Here is a 17,192-nt window from a genome sequence, read left to right as displayed (position 1 = left end):
GTCGTCGCCGGGCGGTTTAGCGGTTGATAACTACCAATTATCACCCGCTATTTTTCCAAGATAACGGCCAGATTGTGAGCATTTTGTGAACTAGCGGGTAATCGCCGTGGCCCGTTAGTGACTTTCCGTGACGAGCGCGCTATCCTCCACTCCCCCCGGGTCCGCCCTACGCGTGCGGACCGACCGGTTCCGCCGCCGCGACCTCTGATCCCGTGACCGCTTGCGCGGCGCCAGGACGCGCTTAGCCTGGGCGTAGGAGAACGACGTTTTGAGGCTCAAGGCGGCTCTGCATGAACCGGTACGGGAACATTCCGAAGCGTTCAATCTTCGCGGCCCAATTCGGAGCCACGTTCTTTTCCGCATGGTACTGGACCAGGTCGATCGGCGAGATCGGCGTTCTGCTTTCGGCCCTCGCGATCGCGGCCTTCTCCGTCGCGGCTCTCCTTATCGGCCTGGAGGTGGCGCGGTTCACGGTTCCATCGTGGCGCAGTTCACCACGTAAGCCCGGCTGATGGGTGACACGCGGGCGGGGCTTCACCGGCGGGTCTCGCTGGAGACGCCGGAGCACGTCAAGCTCGAGTACCAGCTCGCGGACCTGGGGTCGCGGGCGGCCGCGCTCGCCCTCGATCTGGCCATCATCGTGACGGCAATTCTGCTCGTGGCGCTCGTTTTCCGGTACACGGGCGGGCTCGGCCAGGCCGTGCTCTACGTCGTCGGCTTCTTCGCTGTGTGGGGGTATTTCCTCTTCTTCGAAGCGGTGTGGGACGGACGTACGCCGGGGAAACGCGCGCTGGGGCTGCGAGTGCTGCACGACGGCGGGGAGCCGCTCTCCTTCCAGGGGTCGGTGCTCCGCAACCTGATCCGGATCGTGGATCTGCAGCCAGGGTTGGCGGGAATGGCCGGGGCCGCGTCGATCCTCGCAAGCCGCCGGGCGCAACGCCTCGGAGACCTCGTCGCCGGCACGATCGTGGTCCGGGACGCGGGCGGCGGCGAGATGTTCGGGGACGAGGCGCGGACGGACGGCCGCGCCGGCCGCCCTCGACTCTCCGTCGAACAGTTCGCGCTGGTGTCGGGTTTCGTGGCGCGCCGGGCCGACCTCGAACCGGATGTCCGAAGCCGCGTGGCCGCCTCCGTCTGGGAGGCCGTGCGACCGGCGTTGGGTCTGGACGGCCTGGGCGGCCTGGACCCCGAGGCGGCTCCCGATACGCGACTCGTCCGGTTGCACGACGACGAAGCCCCGAGACACGCGGCGCGCCGGGGCGGGGCGAGCCTGCAGGCCGCGGCGATGGCGCGCGAGCGTCGCGAGGCGTGGGCCGCCTACACCGACCTGGTGGAGAAGGGGCGCGCCGGCGGGCTGGACCGGTTCAGCGAGGCGGAGGTGCGCGCGTTCGGCCGCCTGTACCGGGGTGTGACGGCGGACCTGGCGCGCGCGCGCACCTACGGTGCGTCGCCGGGGCTGCTGGAGGCGGTGGAACGATGGGCGGGGGCCGGCCACAACCTCCTGTACCGCGCGAAGGGAAGGGCGACGGTGCCCCTCGGACGCTGGATTGCGCGCGAACTGCCGCGGGCGGTGCGGCGCCACCACCGGCCGGTGCTCCTCGCGGCCCTGCTGCTCTTCGGTCCCATGCTGGCCTCGTACGCGGCCGTCCGCGATCGTCCGGCGCGTGCGCGTGCGATCATGCCGGCGGAGATGCTGGCGAGAGCCGAGAGCACCGCCCGCCAGGACATCAACACGTCGTACATCGACATCGACGGCGCCGCGCGGCCAGCTTTTTCCTCCGCCGTGGTGACGAACAACGTGCACGTGAGTTTCGTCGCGTTCGCGGGCGGGCTGCTCGCCGGCGCGGGCACCGTGCTGATCCTCGTCTTCAACGGGGTAATGCTCGGAGCCGGGTTCGGTCTGTATGCGAACAACGACGTGCTGGGGGTGATTCTCGCTTTCGTCTTCCCGCACGGCGTGATGGAACTCACCGCCATCTGCCTGGCCGGCGGGGCGGGGCTGGGGCTCGGGTCGGCGCTCCTCGTGCCCGGACGGCGCACGCGCCGGGAGGCGCTGCGGGAGCGGGGCCGCGCCTTCCTCTCGCTCGTCGGCGGTGCGGTGCTCCTGCTGATCGTGGCGGGTCTCGTGGAGGGATTCTATTCCCCGTCCGGACTTCCGGCCGCGGCGAAATTCGTCTTCGGCGGCGCCACCGCGCTCCTGCTCACGGCGTACTTCGGTTTCGCGGGCCGCGGTTCCGACGACGACCCGCGCGGGCGGGTCAGAGCAGCCCCCGCTCCTTGATCTCGACGTACTTGTCCAGCGTGCGCACGAGCGCGTCGCCGGGCGGCGTGTCCACGACGAGGATCCCCGACTGGCGCATGACATGAAGCGTCGTCGCGCGCGCCTGCACGAGTTCCTCGGCGGCCGCGCGATGGAAGACCGCGGCCTCATCCGTCGCGGGCCGCATCGCGGCCGCTTCGAGCGACGGGTTGCGGATGGCGACGGCCAGCGGCAGGTGCGCGCGCCCGATCCGGGCCAGCGAGGTCACGAGCGCCTTAGAGACGGCCTCGTCGATCACATCGCAGAAGAGGATGACGAGCGACCGCTTGCGGAACGTCCGGCTCAGCGTGGCGAGCGCGAGCGGATAATTGGGCTCGACCGGCCGGGTCTCCACGCCCGCGAAGATGCGGGCCAGCGCGGCCGGATCCGACCGGCGGGGCGGTGACAGATGCCGTATCCGGTCGTCGAACACCACGGTTCCGACCCGGTCCCCGAAGCTTCGCGCGCGGTTGGCGAGCATCATGCCCGCCGCCAGCGCGAAATCGACCCGCTCCCGGTCCGCGAGCCGCTCGCGCATGTGGCGGCCCGCGTCGATGGCGAGGACGACGTTCTGGCTGCGTTCCGCCTCGTAGTTGCGGACGACGAAACGCTGGCGCTTCGCCGACGCCTTCCAGTCGACGATGCGCGGGTCGTCCCCCTCGGCGTAGTCGCGCAGGCTCTCGAACTCGCGGCCGTCACCCCACTGCCGGCTGCGGCGGGAGCCGGCAGTGCGAAGGCCGCGCCGGAGCGCGTGGCCGCTGCGGTCCCGCAGGAGGCTCCGGATCCCGGGCTGCACCTGCAGCGTGTGCTCCGCGTCCACGGTGGAGCGCCGCCATGCGAATCCCCACGGCGAGCGCGTTCGCAGATGAATCGCCCCCATGCCGAGGAATCCGCGTGTGCGCGGCCGCATCCTGTAGCGGGCGCGTACGACCGAAGCGGGAGGGATGTCCAGCCGCACGCCCGCCTCCCACGCTTCGTTTCCGTCGCGTCCGGGGAGGCGACGGAGGGATGGATCGAGGTCGTCCGTGAGGAGGACGGAGAGCCGCCGCTTCGTCGGGTTGACCACGTCGAGGCCGACCTCGGTGACCTCCCCGAGCGCGGCGATGCGCGGCACCGTGCGGGAGACCGACGGAGGCTTCGCACGCCGACCGTCGATCCAGGCCAGGAGGAGGATGACGGCGTCCGTCGCCAGGGCGGCCGTCGCCGAAAACAGGAAGACGAACGAGGTCAGCCCGAGCAGCCACAAAGTCCGCCCGCCGGGGACCACCGCGATGCGGATTATCGGGGCGCCTCCAGTGTCTCGAGCAGCGCCCGCAGTTCGTCGTCCGAAGAACGTCCTTCGACCTCCGCCTCGGCGGTCAATACGACGCGGTGCCGGAGCACGGGGAACGAGAGCGACTTCACGTCGTCCGGCGTGACGAAGTCCCGGCCGTGGAGAAACGCCTCCGCTCTCGCGGCCTGGAAGAGGGCCACGCCCGCGCGGGGACTCGCCCCCAGCGCGAACGCCTGGTCGTGCCGCGTCGCCCGCACGATCCCGGTCACGTAGCGCCTGACTCTCTCGTCCATGTGGACGTCGTCCACCGCGTCGCGCGCCGCGAGGAGCGCCTCGCGCGTCAGCGGTTCGCCCATCGGATAGGTGGCCTCGTCGTCCGCCCGGAACCCGCCCTCGTGACGGTCAAGAATCGCCCGCTCCGCTTCCTCCGGCGGATAGTCGATCACGACTTTCATCAGAAAGCGGTCGACCTGCGCCTCGGGGAGTGGATAGGTCCCCTCGTATTCGACCGGATTCTGGGTCGCGAAGACCGTGAACGGCGCGGGCAGGGCCCGCGTGGCGCCGTCGACGGTGACCTGGCGCTCCTCCATCGCCTCCAGGAGCGCCGCCTGGGTCTTGGGCGGCGCGCGGTTGATCTCATCGGCCAGGAGCAGGTCGGTGAACACGGGGCCGGGCCGGTAGCGGAAGTTCCGCTGGGTCTCGTCCAGCACGCTCACGCCGACGAGATCCGTGGGCATGAGATCCGGCGTGAACTGGACGCGGCCGAAGTCAAGCCCCAGGCCGCGGGCGAGGGCACGGACGGAGAGCGTCTTGGCCGTCCCCGGCACACCCTCGAGAAGCGCATGGCCACGGGCAAGAAGGGTGATCATCAGCTGTCGGAGTACGGTCTCCTGGCCGAGGATCACCTTCTCGATGTCGCCCAGCAGACGCAGCGCCGCGTCGCGCGTCGTCATGACTCCGCCCTTCGTCCGAGGTGGTCGTCGATTCCGGCGGCGACCATCGTCAGGTCCACCGGATCGGCGCGCAAGCCGCGTCGGATCCGGGCCAGGCCGGGCTGCTCTCCCCGCCGGGTCTCCAGCTCGCGGATCAGCGCCCGGGCCTCGGCAACGTCCCTCGGTGGAGGGCGCCGAACGCTCCGGGCCAGCCGCGCCAGGAGGAGGAGGGCGGCGGTCCGCCGGGCTCGCGCTTTCTCGTACAGGTCGCCGAGGGCGGAGACGTGTTCGAGCGGAGACCTTCGTTCACGGTCCTGCGGAGCGGCGGCCGTCGTCGGAGCGCCGAAGCGCAGCCCCGCGCAGGCGAGCGCGAGAAACGCGGCGAGGAGGAGTTGCAGGAGGGTTCGCCCCCGGTCCGTGCCGAAGACGAAGCCCGCCCAGCGTCTCGCCGTGCTCTCGTAGCCACGGATGCCCTGGTGGAACTCGGCGAAGAAGATCGTGTCGGAGGGCGCCGTGTGCGTGAGCACGGCCCGCATGACGACGAACGTCAGAGGGTCGTCGGCGATGCGGCCGTTCGAGAGCGGCTCGGCATCGCCGAGGACGATGACGTGTCCCTCCCCCAGGGCCATGAGGCCGGCGCCCGTCCATCTTCGGTCCCGGTCTCTCCCCACGGTGAGCAGCGCTTGCACGGGAGGGAATTCCCGGGCCGTGATGCGGCGGAGCGCGCGGCGCGGAGGCGCCGGCTCCGGCAAGCCGTCGGTCAGCGGGTGGGCGGCCCACTCCGGCTCTTCCAGATCGCCCGGCCGGGGCACGCGGAACGCGATGCCCAGGGAATCCATCAGCGGCGTGATCCGTAACGTGCTTGCGAGGGCCGGAGACAGTTGCGGCGCGTACACGAGGGTGCCCCCGCGGCGCACTCGCTCCAGGAGGGCGTGTACCTCCACCGGGCTCGGGACGACGGCGGGCGAGAGCAGCACGAGCGCCCCCGGGACCGGATCCGCGTCGGCCAGCGGCGTGAGCCGGGGTGCGGTCGGGCGGTCGAACCGTTCGAGCCCGCGAGCGAACGCGGCCACGCCGTCCGGCGTCGTCCGGAAGGAACTCCGTTTAACGTCGAGCGCCGTGCGTCCCGAGGGGCGGGCGAGGTACGCGGCGAGTCCCGCCCCAAGCGCGATCGCGCCGACCCACGCGAACGTCCTGAACCTGCCGGCGGCGCTCACGATGAATCGGCCTCCTCGCTCGACGCGGGTGTCGGGCACCCCGCGTCCCGCGCGAGATCCTCCAGGGCCTCATAACCGGCGGGGGTGGGCGTCTCCTGACCGAAGGAAAGTCCCTGGAAATGACGGATGAAGCTGCGGCCGGCGCCGGTTTCCATCTCGAGGGCGTAGTCGCCGGGCGTCTTCGACGGGTGGAACGCCACGGCGCCATTCCCGTCGAGCGTGAGGAGGAACCCCTGATACAGCGCGCTCGCCGCCGGTCGGAACTCCCCTTCGCCCGCGCGCGTCCGGGCAAGGCCCAACCACTCGCGCGCCGAGACGGGCGCGCCGTCGTCCTCCGGTCCCTCGTCCCCCGTTCCCCGCACCCTGTGCACCCACTGCGGCCCGCGACGCAGGGCCACCGCCCCCAGCGCGACGAGCGCGGCCAGGACCACGAGGACGGCCATCACCTCCATGACCCCGCCTCCCTCTTCGAACAGGAATCGTCGCAGCCAATCCCACGCGTCGGAGAGCGTGTTGGCGATCCATTCGAAGATCCGCCGTCGCGCCGGAAGGGCAGGGGAGGCGAACTCCGATCCGGCGAGGATCTCCCGCAACGCATCGGACATCGCGTCCGGCGAAGGAAGGGGTTCGGCGGCGGGCGACGGCTCCTGCCCGGCCGGGAAAGCCGCGCGACCGGCGAGTCGAGTCACGCTCCGCCCGTTGCCATCGCCGCCGCGGCCGTTTCGAGATCAGCGGCTTCCAGACGCACCCGCCGATCGTGGTAGAGGAGGAACAGGGTCGCCACGAGGAAAGGCTTGGTGAGCGATCCGATCAGGAGGTCCAGGGTGTTCTGTACCGCCTGAAGACCGGGACTCAGCGTGCCCGCCGTCGTGGGCGACGTGAACATCTCGAAACCCCCGAAGAGCGCGAAGATGCCGAAGGAGGGGCCGTCGCGGATGATGGTGGCGACGAGCATGACTCCGAGGATCCGGAGCCAGGCCCCTTTTCCGAGCTTGAGCGAGCGGCGCACGGCCGCCGCGGCGCTTCGCCCTTCCAGGAGCACGGCCGGAAAGATCGCGAACGAGGTGCGGAACCAGATCGCCAGCACGACGAGCGCGGCCGCGAGGCCCGTGAGCCCGAGGACGGTCACGCCTGCGATGAAACTGTCGAGGGTCGCGAACGCGGCGGCTCCGGCGACCATGATCGGGACCATGACGATCAGACCCGCGAGGACCGCGATCAGCAGGGCGAGCAGGTACCCGCCGGCCCCGCTCGGAAAGGGACGGAGGGCTCCGCGGTACGCGCCCTCCAGCGAAGCCGGACGGCCCTCCAGACGGGCGGCCATGGCGACGGCGACCGCCAGCGTCCCCACCCACGAGAGGGCCGCCGCCGCGAACAGGATCGCCATGTCGAATCCGAGTTCGCCGACGGCAGGCGCCCCCGAGGGATCGAGGCCCGTACCGGGCGTCCCGAGGGCGAGCAGCATGGCGTACCCCGGGAGGGCGCCCACGAGGGCGATGAGGAAGTAGAGCCCGAAGTCGCGCCGGTAGAACTGGATGGCGCCGTCCAGTATCTCGCCGAAACCCAGCGGTCTCTGTGGTATGACGGACATCCCGGCCTCTCCGTTCGGGGTCGGTGGATCGGATCCCGGCTACTCCAGAATCCGGTCCTCGATGATGTGGGTGGCCGTCTCCCACTCGTCCAGCGGCACGGACCATGCCCGGTCGCGGATGCGGCGCAGGTACGTGATCTGCGCCAGGTGGTAGAGATAATGCTGGGCGATATGGAGGACGGTGGCCCCCAGCCTCAGGGTCATCTTTCCGTCCGGAGATGTACGCTCGGCGACGAGATCCGCGTCGCTCCCGCACGCCTCCACTTCGGATACGATCTGATCCTGAATCGTTTTCATGCGCGCCGCGATCTCCTCGGCCGGACCCGGACCATCTTCTTCGATCACGGGCGTGATGCCGAGTTGTTTCAGGAACCAGACATCCACGCGGTACATGTGGCGACAGATTTTCCCGATCCCGCGCATCCCCTCCGCGGGCTGCCAGTCGAGGTCCTCGCGCGAGATCCCGTCGAGCACGGTGAAGAGAGGTCTGCGCGCGGCTTCGAAGATCTCGATGGTGTGGGCGATCCGGGTTCTCATGGCTACGGGTTTCCTTTCGGCTGCAGTACCTCCGACATGAACTCGACCGCGCGGGGGATGGCTCCGGGCAGAGCGAGGAAATCGTGCCCGCCTCCCTCGTAGATGAACGCCTCGAAGTCGTGAGACGTGCGGCCCAGAGCCGTCATTGTCCGCATCAGCGACTCCGCCTGGCTCACGGGCACGACGAAGTCCGCCGTGCCGTGATGCACCTGGACGGCGGGAAGATCGGCGGCGAAGAGGACGGAAGACCGACGCACGAGTTCGAGGCGCGCCTCGGGGGAGGACAGCGTGCCCCGGACGAGTGGCTGGACGACGGTGGAGTCGAGGTGGATGAGGCCGGGCAGGTCCCAGGGGCCGTCGAGCGCAGTCTTCCAGGCGATGACCCTGATCCAGTCATCGAAGAAGTCCGTCGGCCCGAAGAACGCCACGATGCGCTCCACCCGCTCATCGCGCGCTCCCGCGAGAAGGGCGACACCGGCACCCCGACTGCCGCCGATAATGTGGATGGCGTCGGGACTGGCTTCCGGCGTCGTCTCGAACGCGACGTTCGCGAGCGCGAGCGCGTCGTCGACGTCGTAGTCCCAGTGACCCGAGGGACCCTCCGACACCCAACTCCGGCCCTCGTATCGGAGGGGCTCGCTGCGGAACGAGGGAATCACGTAGACGAAGCGGCGGCTCAACTCTCCAAGGGCCAGCGTGACGATCTCGATGTCGTCGACCGATACCCCGTTGTCGCCGCCGTGGGAGTACATGAGCAGCGGCAGCGTCTCGGGAGCCGCGCCGTCCGGCACGATGATGGCGCCGAAGTGGCGGGCGCCCGCCACGACGTGGGAGACGATCCGCAGCGTAGCGGTCGACTCGCCGAGCATCAGCTCCTCGGTCAGTTCGACCGAGACCTCGGCCGCCGAAATGTCACGTTGTGCCCAGTCGACTCGCACCGCTTCGATCTCCGCCGCCGAGGGGGGAGCGAACAGCGCATCGAGTTCGGCATCGAGGTCGATCGCCTCGGCGCGAACCGTGGCGCCGGCCCGGCCGGCCGAAACGGCGAGGCGCTGGGGCCCCGGAGTGGCCCCGAGAGTCCACGTCGTCGCCGCTTCGCCGCCGGCGTCCGCGACGGTCGAAGCCGGGTCCGCGCTTCCGTGGCCGGGATCCGGCTGGAAGGTGACGGTGCTGCCGCCGACCGGACGTCCCTCGGCGTCGAGAACCCGGACGGTGATGGCTTCGGCCGGCGCGCGCGCGGGAACTCCGCGCTGATCCGCGCCCGCGAGGACGACGATGGACGCCGGTCCCGTCTCGGTGGGCGCGACGGTCTCGGCTTCTCCGCAGGCGGCGGCCATGACGGCCAGGAGGGCGGGCCACCGCGGATCGAGCCGCCGCCCCCGGTTCATTGCGGACCTCCGGCGCCGCCGGAGCCTGCTTCGGGTGTAAGGCTGACGTGCGCCCGTCGGACCGCGGCCGGCCACGCGACTTCGACGAGTTCCCCCTGGTCGATTTCCTCGAAGCCACGTTCGGACCGGGCCAGCGTCACGATCCGTGTGCGCGACTCGTGCGACTCGCCCCCGGACGCCCTGGCTTCGACCCTCATGGGGTGCGCGAGCGGCAGGCGGGTGACGACCCGGCTGTCCGCGGGAAGGCCGGCCGCGCTCCAGTCGAGCGTCGCTTCGATTCTGCCATCGCCGTGAATGTCGAGCGTCTTGTCGAGGCGGGGAAGACCCGGTTCGGACTTGAGGTGGAGACGGATCCGGCCGAACTCGGAGCCGGGCTCGAGACCCGGCACGCCGGCGAGCCGGAACGGGTGGGGCCGCCAATCCACGATGACGGACCATCCCCCCAAGTCCGGGCTGTTGGGCGGTGCGAGGGCGGCCTCCTGCAGCAGGGCCAGGGGGACGCGGTCCGGCGCGGGTGCGATCGGCGCTTCGGATTCGCGGTCGTGGACCGAGGCGATGCCATGGTTCCGGTTTCGCGCCCGAGGGGCCACGCTTCCCCCTCTCTCTCTCGTCACGACGGATTCCGTTGGATCCCCGTGGTAGGCCTCGAGGCGGCGGGAGAGGACGTCGACGTAGTTCACGCCGTCCCGGAAGACCGTGAGAATCTCGGTCGCGCCGCCGCGTGCGGGGCTGATCACGACGGAACTCCGGGCCGAATGGATCCAGATCTCGTCATGGCCGTCCAGGTCGAAGTCGAGAATCTCGCACGCGATGTCTTCTTCCTCGCGCAGCTGCTGTTCGGCCGCGGCGAGTTCGCGCCACACCGCCCGGCGCAGGTGGGGAAGGTAGACCCCGCCGAACACGCCGTGCCAATACGCGTCGTTGCACTGCGCCCGCGCGATGGCACGGCGGGTCCGGGCGGCGTCTCCGCGATCCCGCGAGATCGCGGAGAGTCGGAGCGCCGTCTTGTGCATGCGATTCGACTCGGGGTATCGACGCAGGAATCCCTTCCAGTGTCCGCCGCGGATCAGCGGATCGTCGCTTTCTCCGCCGGACGCCGTGACGACAAGCCGCTCCAGGCGACGGGCGGCCGGACGTGGGAGTGTCCATTCCTCCATCTCGCGGTATGCGCCCGCCGCGGGATAGATGAGCCCGCGGCTCGGTCCGGAGGCCGCGTCGCCGGTCGTGACCAACTCCAGTTCGCCCCGCCCGCGGCCCGCGTTCAGCGCTTCGAGGAACGCGTCCAGCCAGCCGCCGTGCACCCAGTCGCGGGTGTCCGGCCAGCCACCGAATTTCTCGCCGTCGTCGCCGAGAACGAGTTGACCGCGTCCCGCCCGGCGCCGATCGGCGAAGAAGTCCACGATCTCCTCCACGGGCCGGAACGGGATCAGGTACCGAAGCCGTTCGTCGATCGGAAGGAGCCGGATCTGCTCACCGCCGCTCTCTGTCGTGAAGACGCCGTCCAGTTCCTCGCGCCCGAGTCCGCAGGCGAGGAAATGACGGTCGTCGAGGAGCGTGTATTCGATGCCCGCGCGCGCCAGATCCGCGGCGAGATCGGGTTCCCATACGCGCTCCGTGAGCCAGAGGCCGCTGGTCTCGATCCCGAACCGGCCGCGAAGATCCGCCCGCATCCATTCGACCTGTTCCACCCGGTCCAACGACGGGAGCGCCGCGAGGATGGGCTCGTAGCGTCCGGAGGCGAGGAGCTCGATGTGGCCGTGCGCCGCCCGCGTCCCGAGGTCGTCGAGGAAGTCGGGTGCGTGGCGCTCGATCCAGTCGAGGAGGGGGCCGGAGAGGTGAAGCGAGACAGGGTAGGCCGCGTGCCGGTGGATCGCGTCGAGGAGCGGCCGGTACACCGCCGTCAGGTGATCTTCGAACACGTGGTCGAAGTTCCCCACCGGCTGATGGAGGTGAATCGCGAATGAAAAACGGAGCGGGTTCCGGCTCACGCGTCTGCCGGGACGCGGGCGTCGGCGCCCGATTTGAACTCGCGCTCGTAGGCGATCGCCGCGTTCCCGAGGTCGGCGTCGTTCGCCGGCGCCTTCGCGAGGTCCTCGACGAAGGCGGTCTCCAGCGCCCCTGCGCGCTCCGGCGCGAGCCGGCGCAGGCGGTCGAGCGCGTGCGCGGCGTAGCCGAGCACCTGCGTGGCCTCGATCCCCGCCACATCGTCGAAGAACCAGGCACACGAGGTGAACATCGCGGCCCGGTCGCGGGCGAGTTCGAGGAGCGATAGCGCTTCGTCCCGGTGTTCCCCGCGCGCGGTGCCTCCAGCGGCTCGGGCCGCGAAATCCTCCAGCCCCGAGGGGTCGCCGAGGACGTCTCCCAGGGCCGCCAGCGCCTGCCGGGGTTCCGACAGCCGCCCCGGCGCGAGGAGCGCGAAGGCCTCGTCGAGTCCGGCGGCGAGCGTCTCGAGCGCCTCCCGAAGCGGCCTTCGCCAGTGCTGCCGCGAATCCAGGTGAGGCGCCATCCGGCACCCGCACTCCGAGCGCCAGCGCTCCACTCCATGGGCGCAACTCCAGGAAGTCGGCTCCTCCAGGGTCACGAACGGCACGTCACCGGCGGCGGCAAGCGCCGAGGCGAAGTTCCCGATCTTCACTTCTTCGCTCCCGCGGGCGCGGGCGATCACCTGCATGAGCGCGCGGTCGGCGCCCCCGTGGTGGTGTCCGAACGTCTCGCCATCCGTTGCCAGCGCCACGAAGGGAGCTCCGCGGCACGCGGCCGCCCGCAGCGCCTCGAACCACGCGTCACGGCCGTCGAGCAGAGCCCCGAACGCCACGCCATGCGAGAGGTCGCCGTCGTAGATGAAGACCGCAATGTCGCGGTCCCCGCCGAGGCGGACCCGCCCCACGCCGCCGCCCGGGACATTCGCGACCTGGTGCGGGGCCAGGATCGTGAAGGCCACGCCCTCCGCCGCCAGGACCTCGAGCGAGGCGACGTCGACGGCCGTCTCGGGGAGCCACATGCCCTCGGCCCGCCGCCCGAAGCGCCGCTCGAAGTCCCGCAGCCCCCAGCGCACCTCCGTCTCCTTCTCGCGGCGGGAGGCGAGCGGCAGGATGATGTGGTGGTAGGGCTGCGCGACGGCGTTGCCGTGCCCCAGCCGCTCGCGGCTCGCCCGGTCCCCGCGGACGAAGCTCTCGTGGATGTCCGGGCGCTCCCCTTCGAGCCAGCGCGCGAGCGTCGGGCCGAGGTCGAAGCTCAACCAGTCGAACGCTCCCGCGCGTGCCAGGGGTTCGTAGCATTCCGCGGCGATCCGTTCGTTCCAGTTCTCGAACGGGGCCGCACTCGGCTCGCGACGGAGCCGGTCCGTCCACGGGTCCTCCCGCGGCGGCTGGTAGAAATGGCCGTGAAGGACAACCGTGGTCCGATCCAAGGCCGAAGAGCAGTTCAGTCGCTCGGAGCGTGCGCGGCGAGCGCCCGCCGATACACGTCCAGATAGCGGCCCGCACTGGTTGCCCAGCCGAAATCGCGGGTCATCGCCTGGACCACGTGCTCGTTCCAGGCTTCCGGACTCCCCGCATACAGCGCGGCGGCCCGCCCGAGCGCGATCTCGAGGTCTTCCGACGTGTACCCGTCGAACAGGAAGCCCGTGACCTGATCCTCGATCGTGTCGGCCAGCCCCCCGACGCGCCGGGCGACCGGGAGCACGCCGTAAAGCTGCGCCCGCATCTGCGTGAGGCCGCAGGGTTCGTAGAGCGACGGCATCAGGAGAAGGTCGATTCCCGCCAGGAGCCGGTGCTCCTTGGGTTCCGCGAACTCGGTGTCCACGGCGACGCGGTCGGGATGCCGCCCGGCCAACTCGCGCAGCGCCGTTTCGTACCGTTCTTCGCCCTGGCCGAGAAAGATGAACTGCCCTTCGGCCCGCTCCAGCGGCCCGCCGTCGATGAGGAGGTCCAGCCCCTTCTGCCCGACGAGCCGCGCGGTCATTCCGTACAGCGGTTCGCGCGGCGCTTCGGTCAGCGAGTACTCCTGTTGCAGCGCCCGCTTGCACACGGCTTTCCCGGCCACATCCGTACTCGAGAACGTCGCGGCGATCTCATCGTCCGTCTCGGGATTCCAGACTTCCAGGTCGACTCCGTTCAGGATTCCGAGGAAACGGTCGCCCATCTCGATGAACGAGCCGTGGAGCCCGAACCCGCCGGTGGCGGTGCGAAGCTCGTGCGCATGCGTGGGACTCACGGTGGTCGCGTAGTCCGCGAATACGAGACCCCCCTTGAGCAGGTTCACGTGGCCATGGAATTCCATGAGCCGCCAGTGAAACAGCTCGCGCGGAAGCCCGATCTCCTCGAGTACTTCAGGCCCCTGAAGTCCCTGGTAGCCGGCGTTGTGAATGGAAAGGACCGCCGCCATGCGGTCGTGCGCCTCGCGTCCCGCGAACCGCGTTCGCAGGAAGACGGGGGCGAGGGCCGCATGCCAGTCGTGCGCGTGCACGACGACCGGCACGTTGGCGAGTTCCGGCAGAATCCGGAGCGCCGCGAGGTTGTAGAGGGCGAAGCGGAACGGGTTGTCCCCGTAGTCGGACCCGCCTTCCCCGTAGATCCCGTCCCGGTCGAAGCACCCGGGATGATCGACGAAGAGCACGCGCGGATTCCGGCGCGGGCCGGGATGCTGGAGAATCCGGACTTCTTCCACGCGACGCCCGACGTGCACCCGGAAGCTGTCCGCAATCGGCTCCAGGTCGGGAAAGGCCTCGCGCACCGATCGGTAGAGCGGCATGAAGACCGTGACAGGGGTGCCCTGGGCGGCTTGGAAGGTCGCGATGCCCCGCACCGCCTCCGCGAGGCCGCCGGTGCGGGCGTACGGCCAGTACTCGGCGACGAGATGCACGACGGCAAGTTCCTCCGGGGGCTTGACCCCGGCCGGCGGTCGTGTCGGCGCTGGCTTGGCGATTGCAGGCATGCGGCTCATACTTCGTCGCGAAGTGGCGAATGTGTGGCTGCAAGGGACGGCGCCCGGCCCGGAAGGGACGCGCCGCGACGAGGTGGCAGATCGAACACGAAAAAGCTAGCGGCCCGCCCGGACCTCTCCAAACCCCGGCGCGCGATCCTTCGTTCCCTCTGAAGGCCTCCGACTTCGCGGCGTTCCACGCGGGACGGGAGTCCGCCCTCCACGATCTCCTCGGTGCGCACCCGTGCGAGCGCGGCGCGGAGGCGGGTACGCGGTTCGCCGTATGGGCCCCGCGCGCGGAACGGGTCAGCGTCGTGGGCTCGTTCAACGCGTGGGACGGAGAGACGCATCCCATGACCCCGGTGGGCGACGCCGGCGTGTGGGAACGCTTCCTCCCCGGCGTCGGTCCCGGAGACTTGTACAAGTTCCAGGTGGAATCCGGGACGCGCGGCGCCCCGGGCGGGCCCCCTCTCGCGGTCGACAAGGCGGATCCCCTCGGACGCGCCGCAGAAGTCCGGCCGGGCACCGCGTCGCGTGTTGCGTCGACCGGCCCGCACGACTGGACGGATGCGGCGTGGGTCGAGACTCGCCCCGCACGCGCGGCACCCGGCGTCCCCATCTCCATCTACGAAGTCCATCCCGGTTCCTGGCGCCGGAGCCCGGACGGCTCGTGGCTGGGGTATCGCGCGCTCGCCCGGGAGTTGCTGCCCTATGCCGCGGACCTGGGCTTCACGCACATCGAACTTCTCCCCGTCATGGAACACCCGTATGACGGGAGCTGGGGATACCAGACCGTCGGGTACTTCGCCCCCACCTCCCGCTACGGGCCTCCGGAAGACTTCGCGCATTTCGTGGACGAGGCCCACCGCCTGGGGCTGGGGGTCGTGCTCGACTGGGTGCCGGGCCACTTCGGCCCCGACCTCCACGGCCTGCGGACGTTCGACGGCGCCCCCCTCTACGAGGCGGGGGAGGAATCGCGGGCCCTTCATCCGGATTGGGGCACGCTCGCCTTCGATTTCGGTCGGCCGGAGGTCGTCTCCTTCCTCCTCTCGAGCGCGCGCTACTGGATCGAGCACCACCACGTGGACGGCCTGCGCGTCGATGCCGTGGCGTCGATGCTCCACCTCGACTATTCCCGTGACGAGGGAGAGTGGGAGCCGAACGAACTCGGGGGACGGGAGAACCTCGGCGCGATCGCCTTCCTCAAGGGGCTTTCGGAGATGGTCCACGGCGACTTTCCGGGCGTCCTCCTGTTCGCGGAGGAGAGCAGCGCGTGGCCCGGCGTGACGACGCCCGTGGCTGAGGGCGGGCTCGGCTTCGACTTCAAGTGGAACATGGGGTGGATGAACGACACGCTCCGGGTACTGGCCGCTCCGCCCGAGCGGCGGCCGCACCTGCACCGGCGCCTCACGTTCTCGCTTCACTACGCGCACACGGAGAGGCATCTTCTTCCGCTGTCGCATGATGAAGTCGTTCACCTCAAGCGTTCTCTCGTAGATAAGATGCCGGGGACGGAAGCGGAGAAGTTCGCCGGCCTGCGGCTCCTCCTCGGCTACATGTGGACGCACCCCGGAGCCAAGCTCCTCTTCATGGGAGGGGAGATCGGGGAACGACGGGAATGGGATGAGGACGGTGCGCTGGGCTGGAGTCTGCTGGAGGCGTCATCGAATCCGGCGCACCGGGCGCACCGCGGGCTCCGGCGCTGGGTGCGGGCGCTGAACCGTCTCTACGCGAGCGAACCCGCGCTGCACGCCCTGGGCCACTCGCCGGAGGGGTTCGAGTGGCTGGACGTGCACGACGCCCGACGCAGCGTGCTGAGCTACGTCCGTTGGCGGCCGGCGTGGGAAGGGTTCGTCGTCGTGGTCGCCAACTTCTCCGCCACCGCACGGCCGGCGTATCGGGTCGCCCTTCCGGAAGCTGGGCCGTACCGCGTCCTGCTGGACAGCGGCGACCCGGATTTCGGGGGGAGCGGACGCTCCGCGGTTCCGGCCCGCGCGGAGGAGGTTCCCCGCCACGGGCGTCCCGCCTCGCTCGCGGTCGATCTTCCCCCGCTGGGTTTCCTCGTGCTCCAGCGCTCGGAAGAGTCGGACGACACGTAGCTGTAGATGCCAGGGACGTTGTTGACCCTTGGCCCGACGAGTTGTTGCAGGGGCGTGAGCCGTCCGTTGGTCGTGCGTGTTCGCCGAGCCGCCCCATCTCCCGCGTCACCACCTCGACCTTGTCAACCGGCATCGATCTGTCTCATCGGCACCGCTTGCCTCGCGGGCGTCAGCCGGTCGAAACCGTCCGGGCGGGATCCCAACTTCGTGCCCGTGGTGGGTGCCTGAAAACCCGTACAAGGCCTTAAGCAAATTGAAAATTGCATTTTGGATTTGCTTAAGCCGATGCACCGGCGGCGACACGCCCATGATTGCTTGAGATCTTCCCGCCGTGGCCCGGGCGGGCCGAGGTGGCCGTAGCTTTCGGGGGAGTCGGTTACTCGTCGATCCGGTGGACACGTCCTTGGCGTCTACACCTGGCAGCCCGCGGCCAAGATCGAACCTCTCCCCGTGGGGCGCGGGGCACTACCAGATATGGAGTGACCAACCGTTCGCGCGCGGATTCGTAAGGACGTCGGAGGAGGCGCGGAGTATCCATGCGGGGAGTTCGTCCCGCTCGAGCGTCCAGACTGGACGCGAGCACCGGACCGCGCCGCGCGGAGGATCGGCCGACCACCCGCATCCGTCGAGGGCGTACACTTCGACACGGTTTGCGAACGTATCCGAGTTTGGCCATGCGTCCCACAGTCGGACCATCACCGCAAACGGAAGTCCGTTCTCCCGGTGGACGGAGAAAGCCGCGCGCATGAGCGCTTCGACCACACGCTCGGGCTCCGTCTCGGGAGTCGTCACTTCCGCCACGACTCGATGGTCACGGGGCGGGAAGGACGCCGCCTCCGATACCTCGTGTACTTCGAACCGGGCCGACCCCGCCGCCAGTTCCTCTGTCGTTAGCGGGAATGCCGGGGGGGCGGCTTCCGCCGTCGTGGTGGG

Annotated in this window: 12 protein-coding genes; 2 read left to right on the top strand and 10 right to left on the bottom strand. The window is 70.0% G+C overall.

Features of this window, described 5'->3' with window-relative positions:
• Nucleotides 1-511 precede the first annotated feature (511 nt).
• Entirely contained in the window at nucleotides 512-2,281 is a 1,770-nt protein-coding gene (locus RN729_RS13620) for a stage II sporulation protein M (RefSeq protein ID WP_310785607.1), read from the top strand.
• Here RN729_RS13620 and RN729_RS13615 read toward each other — a convergent pair.
• The 10 genes from RN729_RS13615 to RN729_RS13570 are packed head-to-tail and all read right to left on the bottom strand — an operon-like array spanning nucleotide 2,259 to nucleotide 14,172.
• Complete coding sequence (locus RN729_RS13615; RefSeq protein ID WP_310785606.1) at nucleotides 2,259-3,545, bottom strand: DUF58 domain-containing protein; 1,287 nt, start codon at nucleotides 3,543-3,545, stop codon at nucleotides 2,259-2,261. The two genes, RN729_RS13620 and RN729_RS13615, sit on opposite strands and share 23 nt — an antisense overlap.
• 32 nt (nucleotides 3,546-3,577) lie before the next feature.
• A complete protein-coding gene (locus tag RN729_RS13610; RefSeq protein WP_310785604.1) occupies nucleotides 3,578-4,525 on the bottom strand; it encodes a MoxR family ATPase in 948 nt (315 codons plus the stop codon).
• Nucleotides 4,522-5,721, bottom strand: coding sequence for a DUF4350 domain-containing protein (locus tag RN729_RS13605; protein ID WP_310785603.1), 1,200 nt, complete (start codon nucleotides 5,719-5,721; stop codon nucleotides 4,522-4,524). The genes RN729_RS13610 and RN729_RS13605 overlap by 4 nt, the downstream gene beginning before the upstream one ends.
• The gene (locus tag RN729_RS13600; protein WP_310785601.1) at nucleotides 5,718-6,410 is read right to left on the bottom strand and encodes a hypothetical protein; all 693 of its coding nucleotides are present in this window, start codon (nucleotides 6,408-6,410) and stop codon (nucleotides 5,718-5,720) included. The genes RN729_RS13605 and RN729_RS13600 overlap by 4 nt, the downstream gene beginning before the upstream one ends.
• On the bottom strand, nucleotides 6,407-7,312 hold the full coding sequence (locus RN729_RS13595) for a hypothetical protein (protein ID WP_310785599.1): 906 nt from the start codon (nucleotides 7,310-7,312) through the stop codon (nucleotides 6,407-6,409). The genes RN729_RS13600 and RN729_RS13595 overlap by 4 nt, the downstream gene beginning before the upstream one ends.
• Before the next feature lie 39 nt (nucleotides 7,313-7,351).
• Nucleotides 7,352-7,849 (bottom strand): DinB family protein, encoded by a 498-nt coding sequence (locus RN729_RS13590; protein ID WP_310785597.1) that lies wholly within the window; start codon nucleotides 7,847-7,849, stop codon nucleotides 7,352-7,354.
• A 2-nt stretch (nucleotides 7,850-7,851) separates the two neighbouring features.
• Nucleotides 7,852-9,237 (bottom strand): hypothetical protein, encoded by a 1,386-nt coding sequence (locus RN729_RS13585; protein WP_310785595.1) that lies wholly within the window; start codon nucleotides 9,235-9,237, stop codon nucleotides 7,852-7,854.
• A complete protein-coding gene (locus RN729_RS13580) occupies nucleotides 9,234-11,225 on the bottom strand; it encodes an alpha-amylase/4-alpha-glucanotransferase domain-containing protein (RefSeq protein WP_310785593.1) in 1,992 nt (663 codons plus the stop codon). Before RN729_RS13580 ends, RN729_RS13585 begins: the two co-directional genes overlap by 4 nt.
• Nucleotides 11,222-12,646, bottom strand: a complete 1,425-nt coding sequence (locus RN729_RS13575) for a DUF3536 domain-containing protein (protein WP_310785591.1) — start codon at nucleotides 12,644-12,646, stop codon at nucleotides 11,222-11,224. The genes RN729_RS13580 and RN729_RS13575 overlap by 4 nt, the downstream gene beginning before the upstream one ends.
• Before the next feature lie 14 nt (nucleotides 12,647-12,660).
• Nucleotides 12,661-14,172, bottom strand: a complete 1,512-nt coding sequence (locus RN729_RS13570; RefSeq protein WP_310785589.1) for a glycogen/starch synthase — start codon at nucleotides 14,170-14,172, stop codon at nucleotides 12,661-12,663.
• Nucleotides 14,173-14,201: 29 nt separating this feature from the next.
• Between RN729_RS13570 and glgB the strand changes: the two genes are divergently transcribed.
• Complete coding sequence (gene glgB / locus RN729_RS13565) at nucleotides 14,202-16,259, top strand: 1,4-alpha-glucan branching protein GlgB (RefSeq protein ID WP_310785587.1); 2,058 nt, start codon at nucleotides 14,202-14,204, stop codon at nucleotides 16,257-16,259.
• Nucleotides 16,260-17,192 lie beyond the last annotated feature (933 nt).

The organism is Candidatus Palauibacter polyketidifaciens (genome assembly GCF_947581785.1).
In the GTDB taxonomy this organism is placed as follows: Bacteria; Gemmatimonadota; Gemmatimonadetes; order Palauibacterales; family Palauibacteraceae; genus Palauibacter; species Palauibacter polyketidifaciens.
Note: the sequence above shows the minus strand (reverse complement) of the source record. Positions and strands in the feature narration are given on the sequence as shown.